Annotated in this window: 18 protein-coding genes, 2 tRNA genes and 1 pseudogene; 4 read left to right on the top strand and 17 right to left on the bottom strand. The window is 60.9% G+C overall.

Features of this window, described 5'->3' with window-relative positions; genetic code table 11:
* Window positions 1-130 precede the first annotated feature (130 nt).
* Together BN2475_RS08635 and BN2475_RS08630 are read left to right on the top strand one after the other, a co-directional pair.
* Window positions 131-1,255 carry a glycosyl hydrolase gene (locus BN2475_RS08635; protein WP_143325750.1) on the top strand — a complete coding sequence of 375 codons (1,125 nt, stop codon included), beginning with the start codon at window positions 131-133 and terminating at the stop codon, window positions 1,253-1,255.
* A gap of 28 nt (window positions 1,256-1,283) precedes the next feature.
* Window positions 1,284-2,555, top strand: a pseudogene (locus BN2475_RS08630) (IS5 family transposase); the annotation flags it as partial.
* Here BN2475_RS08630 and BN2475_RS08625 read toward each other — a convergent pair.
* The 15 genes from BN2475_RS08625 to BN2475_RS08550 all read right to left on the bottom strand — a co-directional run bounded on the left by BN2475_RS08625 (window position 2,536) and on the right by BN2475_RS08550 (window position 16,559).
* Window positions 2,536-2,612 (bottom strand) — tRNA-Pro (locus BN2475_RS08625). The pseudogene BN2475_RS08630 and the gene BN2475_RS08625 overlap by 20 nt on opposite strands.
* 63 nt (window positions 2,613-2,675) lie before the next feature.
* Window positions 2,676-3,101, bottom strand: a complete 426-nt coding sequence (locus BN2475_RS08620) for a MerR family transcriptional regulator (protein ID WP_094779125.1) — start codon at window positions 3,099-3,101, stop codon at window positions 2,676-2,678.
* A gap of 44 nt (window positions 3,102-3,145) precedes the next feature.
* Window positions 3,146-3,556 (bottom strand): integration host factor subunit alpha, encoded by a 411-nt coding sequence (locus BN2475_RS08615; RefSeq protein WP_094779124.1) that lies wholly within the window; start codon window positions 3,554-3,556, stop codon window positions 3,146-3,148.
* Between the two features lie 69 nt (window positions 3,557-3,625).
* The gene (pheT, locus tag BN2475_RS08610) at window positions 3,626-6,061 is read right to left on the bottom strand and encodes a phenylalanine--tRNA ligase subunit beta (RefSeq protein ID WP_094779123.1); all 2,436 of its coding nucleotides are present in this window, start codon (window positions 6,059-6,061) and stop codon (window positions 3,626-3,628) included.
* A gap of 159 nt (window positions 6,062-6,220) precedes the next feature.
* A complete protein-coding gene (gene pheS, locus BN2475_RS08605; protein WP_162494325.1) occupies window positions 6,221-7,234 on the bottom strand; it encodes a phenylalanine--tRNA ligase subunit alpha in 1,014 nt (337 codons plus the stop codon).
* A 158-nt stretch (window positions 7,235-7,392) separates the two neighbouring features.
* The gene (gene rplT / locus BN2475_RS08600; RefSeq protein WP_006052502.1) at window positions 7,393-7,752 is read right to left on the bottom strand and encodes a 50S ribosomal protein L20; all 360 of its coding nucleotides are present in this window, start codon (window positions 7,750-7,752) and stop codon (window positions 7,393-7,395) included.
* A 29-nt stretch (window positions 7,753-7,781) separates the two neighbouring features.
* Complete coding sequence (rpmI, locus tag BN2475_RS08595) at window positions 7,782-7,979, bottom strand: 50S ribosomal protein L35 (protein ID WP_006052501.1); 198 nt, start codon at window positions 7,977-7,979, stop codon at window positions 7,782-7,784.
* A gap of 247 nt (window positions 7,980-8,226) precedes the next feature.
* Window positions 8,227-8,751 carry a translation initiation factor IF-3 gene (gene infC / locus BN2475_RS08590; RefSeq protein ID WP_075643713.1) on the bottom strand — a complete coding sequence of 175 codons (525 nt, stop codon included), beginning with the start codon at window positions 8,749-8,751 and terminating at the stop codon, window positions 8,227-8,229.
* Window positions 8,752-8,801: 50 nt separating this feature from the next.
* Window positions 8,802-10,709, bottom strand: a complete 1,908-nt coding sequence (thrS, locus tag BN2475_RS08585; RefSeq protein WP_094779122.1) for a threonine--tRNA ligase — start codon at window positions 10,707-10,709, stop codon at window positions 8,802-8,804.
* 260 nt (window positions 10,710-10,969) lie between these two features.
* Window positions 10,970-11,046 (bottom strand) — tRNA-Val (locus BN2475_RS08575).
* 135 nt (window positions 11,047-11,181) lie between these two features.
* On the bottom strand, window positions 11,182-13,425 hold the full coding sequence (locus tag BN2475_RS08570; RefSeq protein ID WP_094779121.1) for a RelA/SpoT family protein: 2,244 nt from the start codon (window positions 13,423-13,425) through the stop codon (window positions 11,182-11,184).
* Between the two features lie 63 nt (window positions 13,426-13,488).
* Window positions 13,489-13,842, bottom strand: a complete 354-nt coding sequence (locus BN2475_RS08565) for a RidA family protein (protein WP_094779145.1) — start codon at window positions 13,840-13,842, stop codon at window positions 13,489-13,491.
* A 76-nt stretch (window positions 13,843-13,918) separates the two neighbouring features.
* A complete protein-coding gene (locus tag BN2475_RS08560) occupies window positions 13,919-14,833 on the bottom strand; it encodes an alpha/beta fold hydrolase (protein WP_094779120.1) in 915 nt (304 codons plus the stop codon).
* A gap of 377 nt (window positions 14,834-15,210) precedes the next feature.
* Window positions 15,211-15,852 carry a CoA transferase subunit B gene (locus BN2475_RS08555; RefSeq protein WP_094779119.1) on the bottom strand — a complete coding sequence of 214 codons (642 nt, stop codon included), beginning with the start codon at window positions 15,850-15,852 and terminating at the stop codon, window positions 15,211-15,213.
* 2 nt (window positions 15,853-15,854) lie between these two features.
* Entirely contained in the window at window positions 15,855-16,559 is a 705-nt protein-coding gene (locus BN2475_RS08550) for a CoA transferase subunit A (RefSeq protein WP_094779118.1), read from the bottom strand.
* 268 nt (window positions 16,560-16,827) lie between these two features.
* On the opposite strand from BN2475_RS08550, the gene BN2475_RS08545 reads away from it, so the two are divergent.
* Window positions 16,828-17,373, top strand: a complete 546-nt coding sequence (locus tag BN2475_RS08545; protein ID WP_094779117.1) for a LuxR C-terminal-related transcriptional regulator — start codon at window positions 16,828-16,830, stop codon at window positions 17,371-17,373.
* A 25-nt stretch (window positions 17,374-17,398) separates the two neighbouring features.
* Here the strand turns inward: BN2475_RS08545 and BN2475_RS08540 are convergent, their stop codons facing one another.
* Entirely contained in the window at window positions 17,399-17,830 is a 432-nt protein-coding gene (locus BN2475_RS08540; RefSeq protein ID WP_094779116.1) for an acyl-CoA thioesterase, read from the bottom strand.
* 67 nt (window positions 17,831-17,897) lie between these two features.
* Window positions 17,898-18,674: an SDR family oxidoreductase gene (locus BN2475_RS08535; protein ID WP_094779115.1), complete on the bottom strand. Its 777-nt coding sequence runs from the start codon at window positions 18,672-18,674 to the stop codon at window positions 17,898-17,900.
* Between the two features lie 187 nt (window positions 18,675-18,861).
* Between BN2475_RS08535 and BN2475_RS33485 the strand changes: the two genes are divergently transcribed.
* Window positions 18,862-18,991 (top strand): FAD-dependent oxidoreductase (locus BN2475_RS33485; RefSeq protein ID WP_143325749.1); only part of this gene is annotated, 130 nt, incomplete at its 3' end.

Here is an 18,991-nt window from a genome sequence, read left to right as displayed (position 1 = left end):
TTAACGAACAAGGAGGGGAATGTGTTTGTCAAAATACACGAAAAGAATCGATGCGATACATAAGCTGTTGAGAGATATTAATAAAATGGCGCTATGAATATGACTATTAACTTTCCTATGGAGTGGCCAAGTGAACAAAAGCATAGTGGCATGCGCAATAGTAGCGATGTTATCGGGGTGCGGCGGGGGTAATAATGGATCAGACACGCCCGCTGTAGCCAATTCTGCGAGTGGTCCAACGGCTAAAATTCCTGCTACGGATAATGTGTTAGCGAATCAATTGAAAAGCGCGGCAATTCAAAAGGCCATTGCTAAACCATCTTCTACGCCATATGGCTGGTGGTTTGCGAATTACTGTAGTGAGCCGGGCCAGACCGGTTTTGATTCATGCCAGTCGTCTTATACAAGCACAATTGGTGGCGCGCCTAAGGGATGGTTGACGTATCTTGCTGCAAACTACACCCCGAACGACCCAAGTTTTGGGTGGGCAGCAGCGAGTAATTACTATGCTATGCAAGGTGCGGCAGATTCTTATACGTCACCATCGAATGGTACCATCCCTATTATTGGTTTGCCGATGGGATATAGCGCAAGTGGCAATGGCCCTGGCGGTGATTTGTTTAGCGCTATTGCCAATGGCACGTATGACACTTCTATCAAAGGTAGTGTGGATGCATGGGCCAAGGCAGGCTATACAACACTAGTTTATCGCCCAGGCTGGGAGTTCAATGGTAATTGGTATCCATGGTCAGTACAGAATAGTACTCAGTTGACTAACTTCATTCAGGCATTCCAACACATGTATACGGTGCTGCACAATGAGGCTAAGGCTGATGGAGTTAACTTGTACGTGGAATGGAATCCAAACACGGGTGGCAATCAAGCGGGTGGTACGAGTACGTGGATGGATTGGTGGCCAGGTAGTAGCTATGTAGATATAGTTGCGATTGATTCATATGGCTATCCGGTGAATGCGGGTGCTAACGTGAGTGATGCAGGCTCAAGCACTGACTATTCGATCATCCAGTCAATCAACTTCGCCAACACTGAAGGCATGTTGTGGTCACTGACGGAAACTGGAGGAGATAATTCCGATAATTTCATTACTGACCTTGGCAGTGTGCTGAAGAATAATCCTGTGCAATACAACTCATTTGTTGGGTTGTGGAACACGACGCAGGGCGGTGGCGTGGAATGGAGTGCTGGGAGTGAGGCTTCAGCCTATTACACCACGTTTGTGACTGATAATCCTTAGCAGTAAGTAGACCGCCCCTTCGGACGCGATGATCGATCTTCGTCATGCGCTGGCAATACTGGCGACGAGGATGCCGTGGCCATCGATCGAAGCGACACTGTCAGCGGTGTTCGTGCGGCGTGCTCGTGAAGGCCAGGCCAGTGAAGACGTCGATCTGTTCGGTGTTGCGCCAGCGCTCGCCGGTGCGGGTGTGAGTGTTGCGGGTCGGCCGCGCTTGCCGGTTCGGCTGATGGTCGGTCTGCTCTACCTGAAGCACGCGTACAACGAAAGCGACGAGTCGGTGTGCGAGCGCTGGGCGCAGGACGTGTACTTCCAGTTCTTCTGCGGCGAGGAGTACTTTCAGCCCTGCCTGCCGTGTGACCCGACCAACCTGGTGCGTTTGCGGCAAGCGCTGGGCGAAGCGGGTGTCGAGGAGTTGCTGGCGACAACGATCGCTGCCGCTGTGCGCATGAAGGCGGTAACGCCAGCTGAATTCGAACGCGTGATCGTTGACACCACGGTACAGGAGAAGGCAATTGCGTATCCGACAGACAGTCGCCTGCTTGATGTGGCGCGTACCAAACTTGTGCAACTGGCGCAGCGCGCGGGGCTGACCCTGAAGCAGACCTACGAACGCGAGGGCAAGCGTCTGCGCCGCCGTGCCGGCGGCTACGCGCACGCCAAACAGTTCAGGCGCCTGCGTCGCGTGCTCAAACGACAACGCACGGTGCTGGGGCGACTGCTGCGAGACATCGAGCGCAAGCTGCCCGAGGCATCGGAGTCACAGCAAGTACAGCTTCGCGTCTGGCTGGAACGGGCGTGGCGAATCTGCCGTCAGCGTCCGAAGGACAAGAATAAGCTGTATGCACTTCACGCCCCCGAGGTTGAGTGTATCGGCAAGGGCAAGGCGCGGCAGCCCTATGAGTTCGGCGTCAAGGTCAGCCTGGCGATCACGGAGAAGCAAGGCCTGATCGTCGGCGCGCGTGCGTTTCCGGGCAACCCCTACGACGGCCACACCTTGGCTGAACAGCTCGAACAGACGTCGATCCTGTTACAGGATGTGCACGGCGCATCCCGGGCGAAGACGGCGCTGGTCGATCCCGGGTTTCGCGGCGCCGATGCCGACGTTGCGCCGGTACAGGTCGTGCATCGCGGCAAGAGCCGGACGCTGTCTGCGCCCCAGCGGCGGTGGCTGAAGCGCCGACAGGCCATCGAGCCGATCATCGGTCATGTAAAGCAGGATCACGGCATGAGAAACAAAAAGGCCCTCGGAGTCGAAACCCTGAGAGCCTTATATCTATTGGTCGGGGCGAGAGGATTTGAACCTCCGACCACCTGCACCCCATGCAGGTACGCTACCAGGCTGCGCTACGCCCCGAACAGCATGAAATTATAACAGACACTTCATTCGATTAGAACGGCTTCGCACGAACAAAGTGAACTAATGACCCAACCGATCGATCACTTGCTGCAATTCCTTGCGCAACTGCTCGACATCCACCGCGGCGGTCGCGGCCGTCGCAGCCGGCGACGCCGCCTGCACCTCGACGCCCTCGCCTTCCTCGACCGAGGCCGCCGGCGCACCGTGCGCGCTACCACCATGCGAATCGAGCCGGTTGCGCGCGCCGTTGATCGTGAAACCCTGTTCATAGAGCAATTCACGAATCCGCCGGATCAACAGCACCTCATGATGCTGGTAATACCGGCGATTGCCGCGCCGCTTGACCGGCCTCAACTGAGTGAACTCCTGCTCCCAGTAACGCAAGACATGCGGTTTCACACCGCATAGTTCGCTGACCTCACCAATCGTGAAGTAGCGCTTCGCCGGAATTGGAGGCAAGACGACTTTTTCGATCGTCGCTGTCATCGTCAGTTAGCCGTCGTGGTGGGTTGCGCGGGCGCGCCAGTCGATCAGCGCGCCAAGCTCGCTTCAGCGCCGTTCTCAACCAGCGCTTTCAGCTTCTGACTTGCATGGAACGTCACAACGCGACGCGCGGCGATTGGAATCGCCTCGCCAGTCTTCGGGTTTCTGCCGGGACGCTGGGGCTTGTCACGCAACTGGAAGTTGCCGAACCCCGACAACTTCACGCTGTCGCCACTCTCCAGCGCATCGCGGATCACCTCGAAAAACGCCTCGACCATGTCTTTCGCTTCCCGCTTGTTGAGCCCGACATTGTCGAACAGCAACTCGGCAAGTTCAGCCTTGGTGAGCGTCGGCGTTTCAGCGGAAACGACGGCGGGTGATGTCGGAATATCGCGAATCATGGCGCTGCGTTGCGCCGTAAGAAGGGCTTCGAAATCACTCGAGTTCATTTCATTCATATCTATCAAATGGCGCGCCAAGCAGATAACAAAGGATGCGGAAACAGCCACGCCATTGTTAAATGCGGGTTATCCGCGCAACCGTGCGCCATATACTCGAGCCAGACGTTCCACCAGAGTCTGAATGGCCAGATCGACCGTTTCATCCTGAAGGGTTCCGCCAGTATCTTGCAAGGTCACACGGAACGCAAGGCTTTTCTCGTGAGCAGCCAGGCCACCGGAAGTATTTGATTTTGGACGAAATTCGTCAAAAAGTGCAACCTTCTGGACGCTCTTGCAGGCCGCCTCGGACTGGGCCTTCTGAAGCTCGTCCAGCAGCGCCTGAACCTCGATTTTCTGGTCGACGACCACCGCAATATCACGACGCACCGGCGGGAATTTAGAGACGTCCGCCGGAGTGGGCAATATACGCTGCATTAATGTTTCCGCTTCGATTTCAAACAGAATCGGCGCATGCGGTAAATCGTATTTCTGCATCCAGCGCGGATGCAATTCGCCAATCCAGCCGACCGCGCGACCATTCAGTTCGATACGCGCGCTACGTCCCGGATGCAGCGCTGGGTGCTCCGCTTTCACGAAATGCGCCACCGCCGGCGCCAGCAGCGCTTCCAGATCGGCCTTCATATCGAAGTAGTCGACCATGCGTGTCGGCGCGCCCCACTGCTCGTCGAGCACCGGACCGTAGGCCAGCGCGCCGAGCATCTTCGGCTGCGCAAAACCTTCGACCGTCAACTCGCCGGCCTTGATCGACGGATCGTGCAGGAACACGCGTCCGGCTTCGAACACACGCACGCGATCGGCCGCGCGACGGTTCAGGTTGGTACGCAGCACGTTGATCAGGCTGCCGAACAGCGAGGTGCGCATCACCGACAACTGGCTTGCGATCGGATTGAGCAGACGGACCGGCTGGTCGTTGCCGGCGAAGTCCTGCTCCCACTCGGCGTCGACGAAACTGAAGTTGACCGTTTCCGCGTAATCGCGGGCGGCGAGCGCGTGGCGGATCACGTGGATCGAGCGTTGCGTTTCGTTGGTCGCGAGCATTTCGCTGGTCGCGACGGGCGGACGCGCCGGGATCTTTTCGAAGCCGTAGATGCGCGCGACTTCTTCGATCAGGTCCTCTTCGATTTCGATATCGAAGCGGTACGACGGCGGCATCACCGAGAACGTGTCGCCGTCGCGCTCGAACGTGAGACCGAGGCGCGTGAAGATCTGCGCGATTTCGTCCGCATCGATCGCGATGCCGATGATGCGGTTCGCTCGCGAGACGCGCATCTTCACGGGCTCGCGCTGCGGCACGTTGACGATCTGATCGTCGACCGGGCCGGCCGCGCCGCCGCAGATATCGAGGATCAGCTGCGTGATGCGCTCGATGTGTTCGACGGTCGTCGCATAGTCAACGCCGCGCTCGAAGCGGTGACCGGCGTCGGTGGAGAAGTTGTACTTGCGCGAGCGGCCACGAATGCTATCCGGCCACCAGAACGCGGCTTCGAGATAGATGTTGGTGGTGTCGAGCGTGACTGCCGTGCTGTCGCCGCCCATGATGCCCGCGAGACTTTCGATGTGCCGCTCGTCAGCGATCACGCCGACGGTTTCATCGAGTTCGACGGTGTTGCCATTCAGCAGCTTGAGCGTTTCGCCCTTGCGGCCCCAACGCACGTCCATGCCGCCGTGGATCTTGTCGAGATCGAACACGTGCGACGGGCGGCCCAGTTCGAGCATCACATAGTTCGAGATGTCGACCAGCGCGGAGATGCTGCGCTGACCCGAGCGCTCGAGCCGCTCGACCATCCAGTGCGGCGACTTCGCGCGCGCGTTCACGCCGCGGATCACGCGGCCCGAGAAGCGGCCGCACAGATCGGGGGCCGAGATTTTGACCGGCAGCGTTTCTTCGAGCTTGACGTCGGCCGGTTTGATCACGAGCGGGCGCAGCGGTGCGCCGGTGATCGCCGACGTTTCGCGCGCCACGCCGAACACCGACAGGCAGTCCGCCTTGTTCGGCGTGAGCTTGATTTCAAAAACGGTGTCGTCGAGGTTCAGCGTCGCGCGGATGTCCTGGCCAATCGGCGTCGCTTCCGGCAGGATCATCAGGCCGCTATGATCTTCCGAGAGCTTCAGCTCGCGTGCCGAGCACAGCATGCCCTGGCTTTCCACGCCGCGCAGCTTGGAGAGCTTGATCGCGAACGGTGTGCCGCCCTCTTCGGCCGGCGGCAATTGCGCGCCCACCAGCGCGACCGGCACCTTGATGCCCGGCGCGACGTTCGGCGCACCGCACACGATGTTCAGCGTCGCGCCCGTGCCGGCGTCGACCTGACACACGTTGAGCTTGTCCGCGTCCGGGTGCTTGACGACTTCCAGCACCTGGCCGACGACGATCTTCGAGGTCGGCGGCGCGGCCGGCCGCAGGTCTTCGACTTCGAGACCGGCCATCGTCAACGCGTGCGACAGTTCATCGGTCGTCAGTTGCGGATCGACAAAGGTTCTCAGCCAGGATTCCGGGAATTGCATGGTTCTGTGTACGTTCTGATCAGGTTGGGTCCACGTCCGGCAGTTGCCTCTGGCGACTCGGTATTCAGCCGAATCATCCGGCACCGCCGGGGACGCTGCGCTCGGCTCGCATTGCGTGCGATACCGCGCTCTATGCTAGTCGCGCTCGTACGCGCCGGTTCACGCGAATTGACGCAGGAAACGCAGGTCGTTTTCGAAGAACAGACGCAGGTCTTGCACGCCATAGCGCAACATCGTCAGCCTCTCGAGGCCGCTGCCGAAAGCAAAGCCGATGTAGCGCTCCGGGTCGAGGCCCATGTTGCGGATCACCGTGGGGTGAACCTGGCCCGAGCCCGAAATTTCGAGCCACTTGCCGGCGTTCTTGCCCGTTTCGAACAGCATGTCGATCTCGGCCGACGGTTCGGTGAACGGAAAATACGACGGACGGAAGCGCACGAGAATGTCGTCGCGTTCGAAGAATTTTTTCAGGAAGTCCGTGTAGACGCCCTTCAGGTCCGCGAAGCTGATGTTCTCGTCGATCCACAGTCCTTCGACCTGGTTGAACATCGGCGAATGCGTGGCGTCGCTGTCCACACGGTACGTGCGGCCCGGCACGATGACCTTGATCGGCGGCGTGTTGGTGCGCGCGTAGCGCACCTGCATCGGGCTCGTGTGCGTGCGCAGCAGCAGCGCTCGACCATCGGCGTCCTTGCCGTCGACGTAGAAAGTGTCCTGCATCGAACGCGCCGGATGGTTTTCCGGGCTGTTCAGCGAGGTGAAGTTGTACCAGTCGGTCTCGATCTCCGGGCCATCGGCCACGTCGAATCCGATGGTACGGAAAATCTGTTCGACGCGCTCCCACGTACGCATCACCGGATGCAGACTGCCTGCATCAGTGCCGCGGCCCGGCAGTGTGACGTCGATGGCTTCAGCGGCGAGGCGCTGATTCAGCAACGCGTCGGCCAGCGCCTGACGGCGGGCCGTCAACGCGGCCTCCACCTGTTGCTTGACGAGGTTGATCCGTGCGCCTTCAGTCTTGCGCGTTTCGGGATCGAGTTTGCCAAGGCCCTTCAACAGCTCGGTCAGCGCACCCGATTTACCGAGAAAGCGCGCTTTCTCGTTCTCGAGGGTGGTGACGTCGGAGGCTTCTGCGAAGGCTTTTTGCGCGTCGGCGACAATCTGGTCCAGATCCATTGATCCCATCATTTCAACGTCAGTGTTCTATCGAAACAAAACTGGTTCTACCAACAAAAACGGGGCTCGGTGAGGAGCCCCGTTTTTGTTGCAGCGTCACCGGGACTACCGGATGTTCGCTGCAACGAACCACGCAGTTTTAATTGCCAGAAGCGCAATCAGGCTGCAACGGCGGCTTTCACCTGCTGAACGATCGCAGCAAAAGCAGCCTTGTCGAACACAGCCATGTCGGCCAGCACCTTGCGGTCGAGTTCGATCGAAGCCTTCTTCAGGCCGTTGATGAACACGCTGTACGTCATGTCGTGCTGACGCACCGCCGCGTTGATACGCGTGATCCACAGTGCGCGGAACACACGCTTCTTGTTGCGGCGATCGCGATAGGCGTACTGGCCTGCGCGCATGACCGCCTGCTTGGCGATGCGATAGACGTTATTGCGACGGCCGCGGTAACCCTTGGCCAGCTTGATGATCTTCTTGTGACGGGCCCGTGCGGTAACCCCACGTTTTACTCGAGGCATGTTTCGCTCCTATGAGTTTCGGTTAAGGGTTAAGCGAACGGCAGCATTGCACGAACGGAGTTCAGATCGGAATCATGAACTGCCGTCGAACCGCGCAGATGGCGTTTGTTCTTGGTGGTCTTCTTGGTAAGAATGTGGCGCTTGAAGGCCTGACCGCGCTTGACGGTACCGCCCGGACGCACCACGAAGCGCTTTGCAGCACTCTTCTTGGTCTTCATCTTCGGCATGACAACTCCATTATTAGATGGATATGGGTGTGCGGTCGGCCAGATGGCCATGCCCCGCCCTTCGAAACCCATTCCACTTGGTATGCAGACCGCCGGGATACCCCGCGGCCGCTTTCAGGAAGCAGCGCGCACTTGCATGCACGCAGTTCCGAAACCTGCCGATACCGCGCCGGACACCCGGCACCGCATCACTTCAAACTTTCGCCACCAGAATGCGCGCCACGTGGCGCGCCACTGGTCCGGCCGCTTACTTCTTTTTCTTCGGGGCGAGCACCATGATCATCTGGCGCCCTTCCATTTTCGGCATCTGCTCGACCTGACCGACTTCGTCGAGGTCCGTGCGCAGGCGCTCGAGCATGCGCATACCGATTTCCTGGTGCGCCATTTCGCGGCCCCGGAAACGCAACGTGATTTTCGTCTTGTCGCCGTCTTCGAGGAAGCGGACGAGGTTGCGCAGTTTGACGTTGTAATCGCCGTCGTCGGTACCCGGGCGGAATTTGACTTCCTTGACCTGGATGACCTTCTGCTTGAGTTTGGCCTCGTGCTGCTTCTTCGCTTCCTGGTACTTGAACTTGCCGTAATCCATCAAACGGCAAACCGGCGGAACCGCTTGCGGCGCGATTTCAACCAGATCGACATCCTGCTGTTCCGACATGCGGAACGCATCAGCGAGTTTCACGATGCCGAGCGGTTCGTTCTCGACGCCGACCAGACGCACCTCGGGTGCTGTAATTTCACCGTTGATGCGGTGCGCAGACTTATCAGTAGCGATGTTACGTTTCCTCTAAAAATTAAAAAAAACGAGCCGGGCTGCCAGGTGGCTCAGTTGAACGACTGCACGTCCTGGCGCAGACGCTCAACGAAGGTGTCGAGGGGCATTACGCCCAGATCGACACCACCACGGGCACGCACGGCTACCGTTTGGGCCTCACGCTCTTTGTCGCCGACCACCAGTAGGTACGGCACCTTTTCCAGCGTGTGCTCGCGTATTTTATAGCTAATCTTCTCGTTGCGCAAATCAGCCTCAACTCTAACCCCTTGTTTTTGCAACGATTGGGCTAGCGATTGCGCATATTCGGCCTGACTTTCGGCGATATTCATCACGACGACCTGCATCGGTGCGAGCCACGAAGGCATTGCACCAGCATGGTGCTCGATCAGAATACCGAGAAAACGCTCCATCGAACCCACGATTGCCCGGTGCAGCATGATCGGCCGGCGGCGGCTGTTGTCTTCCGCGACGTATTCTGCCCCGAGGCGCTCCGGCAGCACCATATCGAGCTGCAACGTGCCGCACTGCCACGAGCGGCCGAGCGCGTCCTTGATGTGATATTCGACCTTCGGGCCGTAGAACGCACCCTCGCCCGACAGTTCCTCCCAGCTTACGCCGCAGGCCGTCAGCGCCTCGCGCAGCCCCTGCTCCGCGCGATCCCAAGTCTCGTCCGTGCCGGCGCGCGCATCGGGGCGCAGCGACAGCTTGATCTCGACGTTCTCGAAGCCGAAGTCCTTGTAGACGCTCATCGCCAGCGTGTTGAACGCGATCGACTCGCTGATGAACTGGTCTTCCGTGCAGAAGATGTGGGCATCGTCCTGAACGAAGCCACGCACGCGCATCAGACCATGCAGCGCGCCCGACGATTCGTTGCGGTGGCACGAGCCAAACTCCGCGTAACGCAGCGGCAGATCGCGATACGAGCGCAAACCGTGATTGAACACCTGCACGTGACCCGGGCAGTTCATCGGCTTGATCGCGTAGTCGCGCTTTTCCGATTCCGTCGTGAACATGTTTTCACGATAGTTCTGCCAGTGGCCCGACGCTTCCCACAGCGAGCGGTCCATGATCATCGGCGTCTTGATTTCGAGATAGCCGGCGTCGTTCACGCGACGGCGCATGTACTGCTCGACCTGCTGCCACAACGTCCAGCCGCGCGGATGCCAGAACACCATGCCCGGCGATTCGTCCTGCATGTGAAACAGGTCGAGCTGCTTGCCGAGCTTACGGTGGTCGCGCTTCTCCGCCTCCTCGAGCATGTGCAGATACGCTTCCTGGTCTTCCTTCCTGGTCCAGGCCGTACCGTAGATGCGCTGCAGCTGCTCGTTCTTCGAATCGCCGCGCCAGTAGGCACCCGCCACCTTCATCAGCTTGAAGACTTTCAGCTTGCCGGTGGACGGCACGTGCGGGCCGCGGCACAGATCGGTAAAGCCACCGTGCGAGTACAGCTTGATCTCGTCACCGGACGGAATCGATTCGATGATCTCTGCCTTGTACTTTTCGCCAATGCTCTTGAAGTAGTCGACGGCTTCGCCGCGCGACACCACGCGGCGCGAAACCGGCTCGTCTTTCTTCGCGAGTTCCTGCATGCGCTTTTCGATCTTTTCGAGATCTTCCGGCGTGAACGGACGGTTGTACGCGAAGTCGTAGTAGAAGCCGTTGTCGATGACCGGGCCAATCGTGACTTGCGCTTCCGGGTACAGGTCCTTCACCGCGTACGCGAGCAGGTGCGCCGTGGAGTGACGGATGATATCGAGACCGTCTGCATCTTTCTCGGTGACGATGGCGAGCGCCACGTCGTGATCGATCAGCGCGGACGTATCGACCAGCTCACCGTCGATCTTGCCGCCGAGCGCGGCCTTTGCGAGGCCGGGGCCGATCGAGGCGGCCACTTCGGCGACGGTCACCGGATGCTCGTACTGTCGAACAGAACCGTCAGGCAGACGTATCGAAACCATTGCGTTCTCCGTGGTGCCGACCGGCGGCGGCACATACAACAGGGTCAAAAAGCCAAAAAAAATGCGGCCCCGCTTTCGAGGGGCCGCATTCACATTTGCTGCAAACTACAGTGGCGAAAGAGGTCCTCGACTAGCGTCGCTCCGAAGTGGTTTCGGTCAACGTTCGCGATGTCATAACCGTATTCGCCTTTTTGCGCCAAAGGCGCTTGCTGCAGTTTGCGAAACCCCGGCAAAACCGGAATTTCTCTTTCCTCTTTCGTTGGTAGGCTCGATTGGACTCGAACCAACGACCCCCACCATGTCAAGGTGGTGCTCTAACCAGCTGAGCTACGAGCCTGAAGAAACGAGATTATATGGAGCCCCACACCGCTTGGCAAGTACTTTTATGCGCCGGCTTTAAAAATCCATCCGCACGTACGCCCGCGCCCACCCACGCCCATGCACGGCCGACATACGTCGGCTCCCGCATGCGTCAGTTCTTGCGTGAAGCGTGCACCACGCCCATCACTTCGCCGAGCAGCGAGCACGCGCGCTGAATCTGCGCGGCACTCGACACCTCGACGGTAAATTGCATGAATGCGGCGTTGCGACGCGTCTGCGTCTTCACGCCGATCACATTCATCTTTTCACGCGCGAATACTTCGGAGATATCGCGCAGCAAACCCTGCCGGTCGGTTGCCTCGATGCTGAGATCGACCGGATACACGGATTGGCCGCGCCCGCTCATCACATCCGCCGACCACGCCGTTTGCAACACGCGCTCCGGCGCGCGCTCGGCCATCCGCTGGAACGTCGGGCAGTCGCTGCGGTGAATCGACATGCCCTTGCCGCGCGTGACGAAGCCGCTGATATCGTCGGGCGGCGCCGGCCGGCAGCAGCGCGCAAGCTGCGTGAGCAGCGCGTCGACGCCGACCACCAGCACGCCCGTGGACGCCCCGCGCGCCACACTCGCGCCGCTGCTGCGCTTCTCGAATTGCTCGGGCGCTTCGATCACGGGTTCCGGCGGCGGCGCGTCGTGCAGCGCCTGCTCGACGAGCCGCAGGCTGAATTCTTCCTTGCCGACTACCGAGAACAGATCGTCGGTGGTCTTGAAGCCCAGCCTCGCGGCTAGCTGATCGAGGTTGACCGACGTCTTGCCCTCGCGCTGCAAGGTCTTTTCAACCATCGCGCGCCCGCTCGCGATGTGCTCCTGCAACTCGACCGCGTTGAACCACGCGCGCACCTTCTGCCGCGCACGCGGACTTTGCAGATAGCCGAGTTGCGGGTTGAGCCAGTCGCGCGAGGGACCGCCCTCCTTGACCGCGACGATCTCGACCGTCTGCCCGTTCTGCAACGGCGTGTTGAGCGGCACCATCGCACCGTCGACGCGTGCGCCGCGGCAACGATGCCCGAGCTCGCTATGCAGGTGATACGCGAAGTCGATGGGCGTCGCGCCGTGCGGCAAAGGGATCACCCGCGCCTGCGGCGTCAGTACGTAGATGTGGTCGTCGTCGAGGGTGGCCTGGCGCAATTGCTCCCATGGCTGCGCCGCGCGCCGCTCGCCGCGCTCCCCTTCCGTGACCTCGTCTTTCCACGCGAGCAGTTGGCGCAACCACGCAATCTTTTCGTCGTACTTCTCACTGGCGCTGAACTGGCCGCCGTAGCCGCGCGTGCCCGCTTCCTTGTAACGCCAGTGCGCGGCCACGCCATACTCGGCGAACTGATGCATCTCATGCGTACGGATCTGCACTTCGAACGCGCGGCCGTCGTCGCCGATCACGACCGTATGCAGCGATTTATAGCCGTTTGGCTTCGGCCGCGAGATGTAGTCGTCAAACTCCCGGGGCACCGGTTGCCACAGGTTGTGCACGATACCGAGCACGGTGTAGCAATCCTTGATGTCCGGCACGATCACGCGAAATGCACGTACGTCGTAAAGCTCGGCAAAGTCCAGTTCCTTGCCGTGCATCTTGCGCCAGATGCTGTAGATGTGTTTCGGCCGGCCGCTGACTTCCGCACGGATCTGCGCGGCGGCCAGTTCCTGCTGCAGGCGTTCGATGGCCTGCGCAACATAGCTCTCGCGCTCGACGCGTTTCTCGTCGAGCAGCTTGGCGATGCGCTTGTAAGTGACCGGCTCTTCGAAGCGGAACGCGAGATCCTCGAGCTCCCACTTCAGTTGCCAAATGCCCAGGCGATTGGCGAGCGGCGCATAAATATCGAGCGTCTCGCGCGCAACGTCGGGAGAAGGCGTGACTTTCGCCGCCGCGTAATAACGCAGCGATTGCAGGGCCGACGCAAGGCGGATCAGCACCACACGAATATCCTGCGCGAACGCGAGCAACATCTTGCGCAGCGCCTCGACCTGCGCGCGGCGCGCGGCCTGGGCGTCGCGCCCGGCGTCGGGTACGGCGTTCTGCGCGGCGCGCAGACTGACGGTGCCAAGGCGCAGCAACTTGCGCACGTCGCAGACCAGTTGCGCGACTTCTTCGCCGAACCTGTCGGCAATCATGCGCTCGGGGTCCTGCAGATGCGGCGTCAACGTAAACAGGGCCGCCGCCAGCACCGCCGGCGGATCGACATTGAGCTTGCCCATGATCGACGCGGTACCCACCGCGTGATCCGCGAGCAACTCGCCCGAAGACAATCGCACCTCGCCCGCATGCTCGCGCACGAACGCCATCGCTTCGTCGAAGGAAGGAGTTGGGTGAGGCGTGCTCGTGACGATTTCGGTATTCATGGTGCGACGGCCCACCAGGCCAGACGAATCAACGGAATTTCAACAACAGTGACTGCGTGATGCTTAACCTCGCTGCGCCGCGACGACGACGATTTCGACGAGGCACTTCGGGTTCGCGAGATTCGCTTCGACGGTAGCGCGCGGCGGCGTAGCGCCTTGCGCGACCCACTCGTCCCACACCGCGTTCATGCCCGCGAAATTCACCATGTCCGAGATATAGATCTGCACGGACAGCAGGTGCGATTTGTCGCTGTTCACTTCAGCCAGCAGACGGTCGATGTGGCCGAGCACTTCGCGCATCTGACCGTTGATGTCCTGATCCGTGTCTTCGGCAATCTGGCCCGCGAGGTACACAGTGCCGTTGTGCACGGCCGTTTCCGAGAGACGCTTGCCGACGTGGTGACGAATGACTGCCATGAAGAATCCTGAAGTTGTTGAGTGATCGAATGCGTCCTGCACGACGGCCACCGAGGACGCCACGCGGAACTGCATATTATGACGCGTCGGCGGCCGCTCCGATAAAGAACTGCCTGGCCACGTCGATCTGGTCGGCCGCGAGAAACGCCGGTGCATGGCCGACGCCGGCGATTTCCACGCTGGACACCGCGCGTCCGGTCTCCACCATCTTGGTGACGGTTTCACGCGACAGCAGATCGGAGTGCTCGCCTCGCACCACCAGCACCGGTCCCTGGAACAACGCCAGCGAATGCCACAGCGCGGCCTCGCCGAGCTTCGATGCTTCTTCGGTGACCGCGGCGAACGGCTGCGCGATGCGCGGGTCGTAGCGCAAGCGCCATGCACCGTCCTTTTCGTGCAGCAGCGGCGTATTGATTTCGCGCCACTCGTCCGGCGTGAGCGGGCCGAAAGTTTGCGCAAGCAAAGCGGCGTAATCGATGCCCTGCTGCAGCGTCTCGAAGCTCATCGGCTTGCCGAGGTAGTCACCGATGCGTTGCACGGCGACAGGCTCGAGATGCGGGCCGACGTCATTCACCAGCAGCTTGCGGATCGGCGTATCCGGCAAGCCGGCGAGACCGAGTCCGATCAGACCGCCCATCGAGGTGCCGAACCAGTCGACCGTTTCCACATCGAGGCGCGCGATCAGCGTAACCATGTCGGCGACGTATTGCAGCAGGCCATACAAGTTGGGGTTCGCGAGCCATGATGACAAGCCCCGACCGACCACATCCGGACATACCACACGATAGGTTGCAGCGAAGTCGGCCGCGATCCGATCGAAGTCGCGCCCCGAGCGCGTCAGGCCGTGCACGCACAGCAGCACGCGCGGATTGTCCGGGTCGCCCCATTCGGTGTACGCGACGCGGTGCAAGCCAGCGGCGCTCGCGCACTGCACATGGCGTTGACGCGGGCGAAGCCGCCCGGCGGTGGAAACGGATGTCGTTGCGGTCATCGGGGTTCCTTGCGAAAGCGCTGCCGAGTTGCTGTTGAGTTGCTGTTGAGTTGCTGTTGAGTTGCTGTTGAGTTGCTGTTGAGCTGTTGAGTTGCTGCTTAGTTGCTGCTTAGTTGCTGCTGATTTGCTGCACAGTTGGCTCGGGCACAGCCGGGATCGATAAGCATCCCATCTGCGAACGATTGTAAACCGCTTTGCCGCGCGGCAAGGATCGGCCAAACGGCTTAGGATCGCTTGAGGCGGTCTGGCAAAGCAGGCCCGCCGGGTCACAAACAGAACGGGCGAGACTCTCGTCTCGCCCGTCTGAAAAACTGCCTCGCGATCGCCGCCCGCCAGTCACGCTGACCCAGGCGGCAAATTCACAATATGCGTGAACGTCAGCTCACCGCGCTCACGTCGAGCGGCGCGCCCGTCTTTGCCTTGATTTCGTCGACGCTCACACCCGGCGCCAGTTCGCTCACCTTCAACCCGTCTTCCGTCACGTCGATCACGCCGAGGTCGGTGATGATCTGATTGACCACACCCACGCCCGTCAGCGGCAACGTGCATTCTTCGAGAATCTTGTGCTGGTCGCCCTTCGCGACGTGCTCCATCAGCACGACCACGCGCTTGACGCCGGCGACCAGATCCATCGCGCCGCCCATGCCCTTGATCATCTTGCCCGGGATCATCCAGTTGGCGAGGTCGCCCTTCTTGCTGATCTGCATCGCACCGAGGATCGCCAGATTGATGTGACCGCCGCGAATCATCGCGAACGAATCGGCCGACGAAAAGATCGACGAGCCCGGCAGCGTGGTCACGGTCTGTTTGCCGGCGTTGATCAGGTCGGCGTCCACTTCCTCTTCGGTCGGCGACGGGCCGATGCCGAGCAGGCCGTTCTCCGACTGCAGCCACACTTCGACGCCCGGCGGCACATGATTGGCCACCAGCGTCGGCAGGCCGATGCCGAGGTTCACGTAAAAGCCGTCCTGCAATTCCTTTGCGGCGCGTGCGGCCATTTCGTCACGAGTCCATGCCATGATCAGTCTCCTTTCGCGCGGACGACGCGTTGTTCGATGCGTTTTTCCGGATGCGCATTCAGCACGATGCGCTGCACGAAGATGCCTGGCGTATGGATCGCGTCCGGATCGAGTTCGCCCACTTCGACGATCTCCTCCACTTCCGCGACGGTGATCTTGCCGGCCATCGCGCACATCGGGTTGAAGTTGCGCGCGGTGCGGCGGTAGATCAGGTTGCCCGACTTGTCGGCTTTCCACGCCTTGACGAGCCCGATGTCGGCCGTCAGCGAAGGTTCGAGCACGTAATGGGTATCGCCGAACTGACGCGTTTCCTTGCCCTCGGCGATCAGTGTGCCGTAGCCGGTGTTGGTAAAGAACGCCGGGATGCCCGCGCCGCCCGCGCGCAGCTTCTCGGCGAGCGTGCCTTGCGGCGTGAATTCGAGCTCGAGCTCGCCGGCCAGGTACTGGCGCTCGAACTCCTTGTTCTCGCCGACGTACGACGAGATCATCTTCTTGATCTGGCGCGTTTCGAGCAGCAGACCAAGCCCGAAACCGTCGACGCCCGCGTTGTTGCTGATGCAGGTGATGCCCTGCACCTTCGAATCGCGCAGCGCCTCGATCAGCGCCTCCGGAATGCCGCACAGCCCGAAGCCGCCGACGGCGAACGTCTGCCCGTCCTTGACGATGTCTTTCAGCGCCTCGGCGGCGCCTGGATAGACCTTGTTCATCAGTTTGTCCCTTCCTCTATGGAAACCCGAAACCGGCACGCCAGCCGCCGGATCGTTGCGGCTGGCGTTACGCGCGGCGGGCCGCACCCGCTGCGTGATGCCGACATGTCATTCTAGTCATTCCGGCAGGCCGTGCGCCCGGCTTGACCGTGCCGTGCGCCGATGCCCACCGCGGAGCGCTTCGCCGCGTTCTTATGTGCTCGAAAGAGTACGCTGCGCGCGCCATACGGCACAATACGCAAAAATACATAAGTACTTGCCGCCGCCCATGCCCGCCCTGGATTACCGCACCGCGTTTCACCTTGCCCCGATCGGACTCGTGCTGTCGCGCGAACGCATGATCGAAGACTGCAATGACGAGCTGGCGTCGATTTTCGGCTACCCGCGCGACGCGCTGCTCGGCCAGTCGTTCCAGGTGCTGTATCCGTCGACGGACGAATTCGAGCGGATCGGCGCGCGGATTCCACCGATCATGACCGCGCAGGGCAGCTACGCGGACGACCGCATCATGAAGCGCGCCAATGGGGAATTGTTCTGGTGCCACGTGACGGGTCGCGCGCAGCAACGCGCCGACCCGCATGCGGCCGGCGTCTGGACCTTCGAGGACTTGAGCGCGACCCGGCGTGTGGCGGTGGAGCTCACGCCGCGCGAGCGCGAAATCGCCGCGCAGCTGGTGACGGGCAAGACCAGCAAGCAGATCGGCCGGGTGCTGGAGATCAGTCCGCGCACGGTCGACGTCTACCGGGCGCGCCTGATGCGCAAATACGATACGGGCAATGCGACCGAGCTGTTGCAGCGGCTGCTCGGCAACTGACGGACGGCCGCGGGCCGTCAGGCTGCTAGGCCGCCTTGACCAGCGCGGCCCGTTCGATGGTCGCGCGCAGCTGGTCGGGCACCGGCACCGACTTGCCCGCGGCGTAGTCGATCCAGACGCAGCGCGCGGCGCCGCGCGCATAGACGGTGTTCGGGTCGTCGGCGCGCACCAGCTCGAAGCCAGTGTCGAAGCTGCTGCGGCCCGGCGTGGCCACCGACATCCGGCCGATCACGTCGCCGGGGTAATGCAGTTGCTTGAGAAAATCCATCGACGCATTGACGATCACCGGTCCCTGACCGTCCGCGTTGCTGCCCGCAAGCCCCAGTTGCTCGAACCACGAAATCCGCACCTGTTCCATGTAGCGGAAATAGACCGTGTTGTTCACATGGCCAAATGCGTCCATGTCACCCCAGCGGATCGGCATCGACATTTCGAAAACTGCGTGAAAATCGCTCATCGTACTTGCGTTGTTCCTGCTTCTTTAACGTGTTGAAACCATTTCGCGGCTGCATCGATCCGGCCGCTCATGCGAGCCCGAACCCGTCGTCGGCGGCGATCACCGAGCCGTTGATGAACTGCGATTCGTCGGCGGCCAGCAACAGCAGCAGCCCGTCCAGATCCTCCGGCTTGCCGACGCGATGACGCGGCAGCATCGACACCAGCTTCTGCCCCTGCTCGGTCGACCAGTGATGGTGGTTGATCTCGGTATCGATATAGCCCGGGCAGATTGCGTTCACGTTGATGCCGTGCTTGCCCCACTCCAGCGCCATCGCCTTCGTCATGTGGACGACGGCCGCCTTGCTCATCGAATACAGGCCGATCTGCGGCAGCACGCGCAAGCCCGCCATCGACGCGATATTGATGATCCGGTACGACGGCTTCTGCGCGTTGTTGCCACGCATGATCATGCGCTTGGCGACTTCCTGGGCGACGAAGAAAGCGCCGCGCGTGTTCGTGTCGAACACGTATTCGAAGTCGGCCGGCGTGACCTCGGAGAGCTTCTGCGTGGTCGACACACCCGAATTGTTCACGAGGATGTCGATCGTGCCGGCCTCGGTCTCGGCATGCGCCACGGCTGCCTTGATGCTCTGATAATCGGTCACGTCGAGCGAAACGACGTGCGCCGCGCCGCCGGACGCCTCGATCTCCGCGCGCAGCTCCTTCAGACGCTCGGTGCGCCGGCTGGCCAGCACGACCTTGGCGCCCGCTTCCGACAACACCTGAGCGAAGCGCTTGCCCAACCCGCTCGAAGCGCCGGTAATCAGCGCGACTTTGCCTTCCAGATTGATCGAACGGCCCATTGTCGTTCCTTGTTCGGTTGTAATGGCAACTGCGATTGACGGGTGCGGTAGGACCGTCACTGCGGGTCGATACCGTATCACATAAATAGAACGATCGTGCTAATCTCTACTCATTTGGTTGTGTTGCAGGGATCGATCGCCCACAATACGATCCCGAAAAAGCATTCTAACGGCAAGAGGAGCATCAATGACCCCCGCAAGTCTCATTGAGGAGTACGGCCCACGCGAGTCGATGGAGTATGACGTCGTGATCGTCGGCGGCGGCCCGGCTGGCCTGTCCGCGGCGATCCGCCTGAAACAGCTGGCGGCCGGCAAAG

The sequence above is a fragment of the Paraburkholderia ribeironis genome (assembly GCF_900019265.1).
GTDB classification, from domain to species: Bacteria; Pseudomonadota; Gammaproteobacteria; order Burkholderiales; family Burkholderiaceae; genus Paraburkholderia; species Paraburkholderia ribeironis.
Note: the sequence above shows the minus strand (reverse complement) of the source record. Positions and strands in the feature narration are given on the sequence as shown.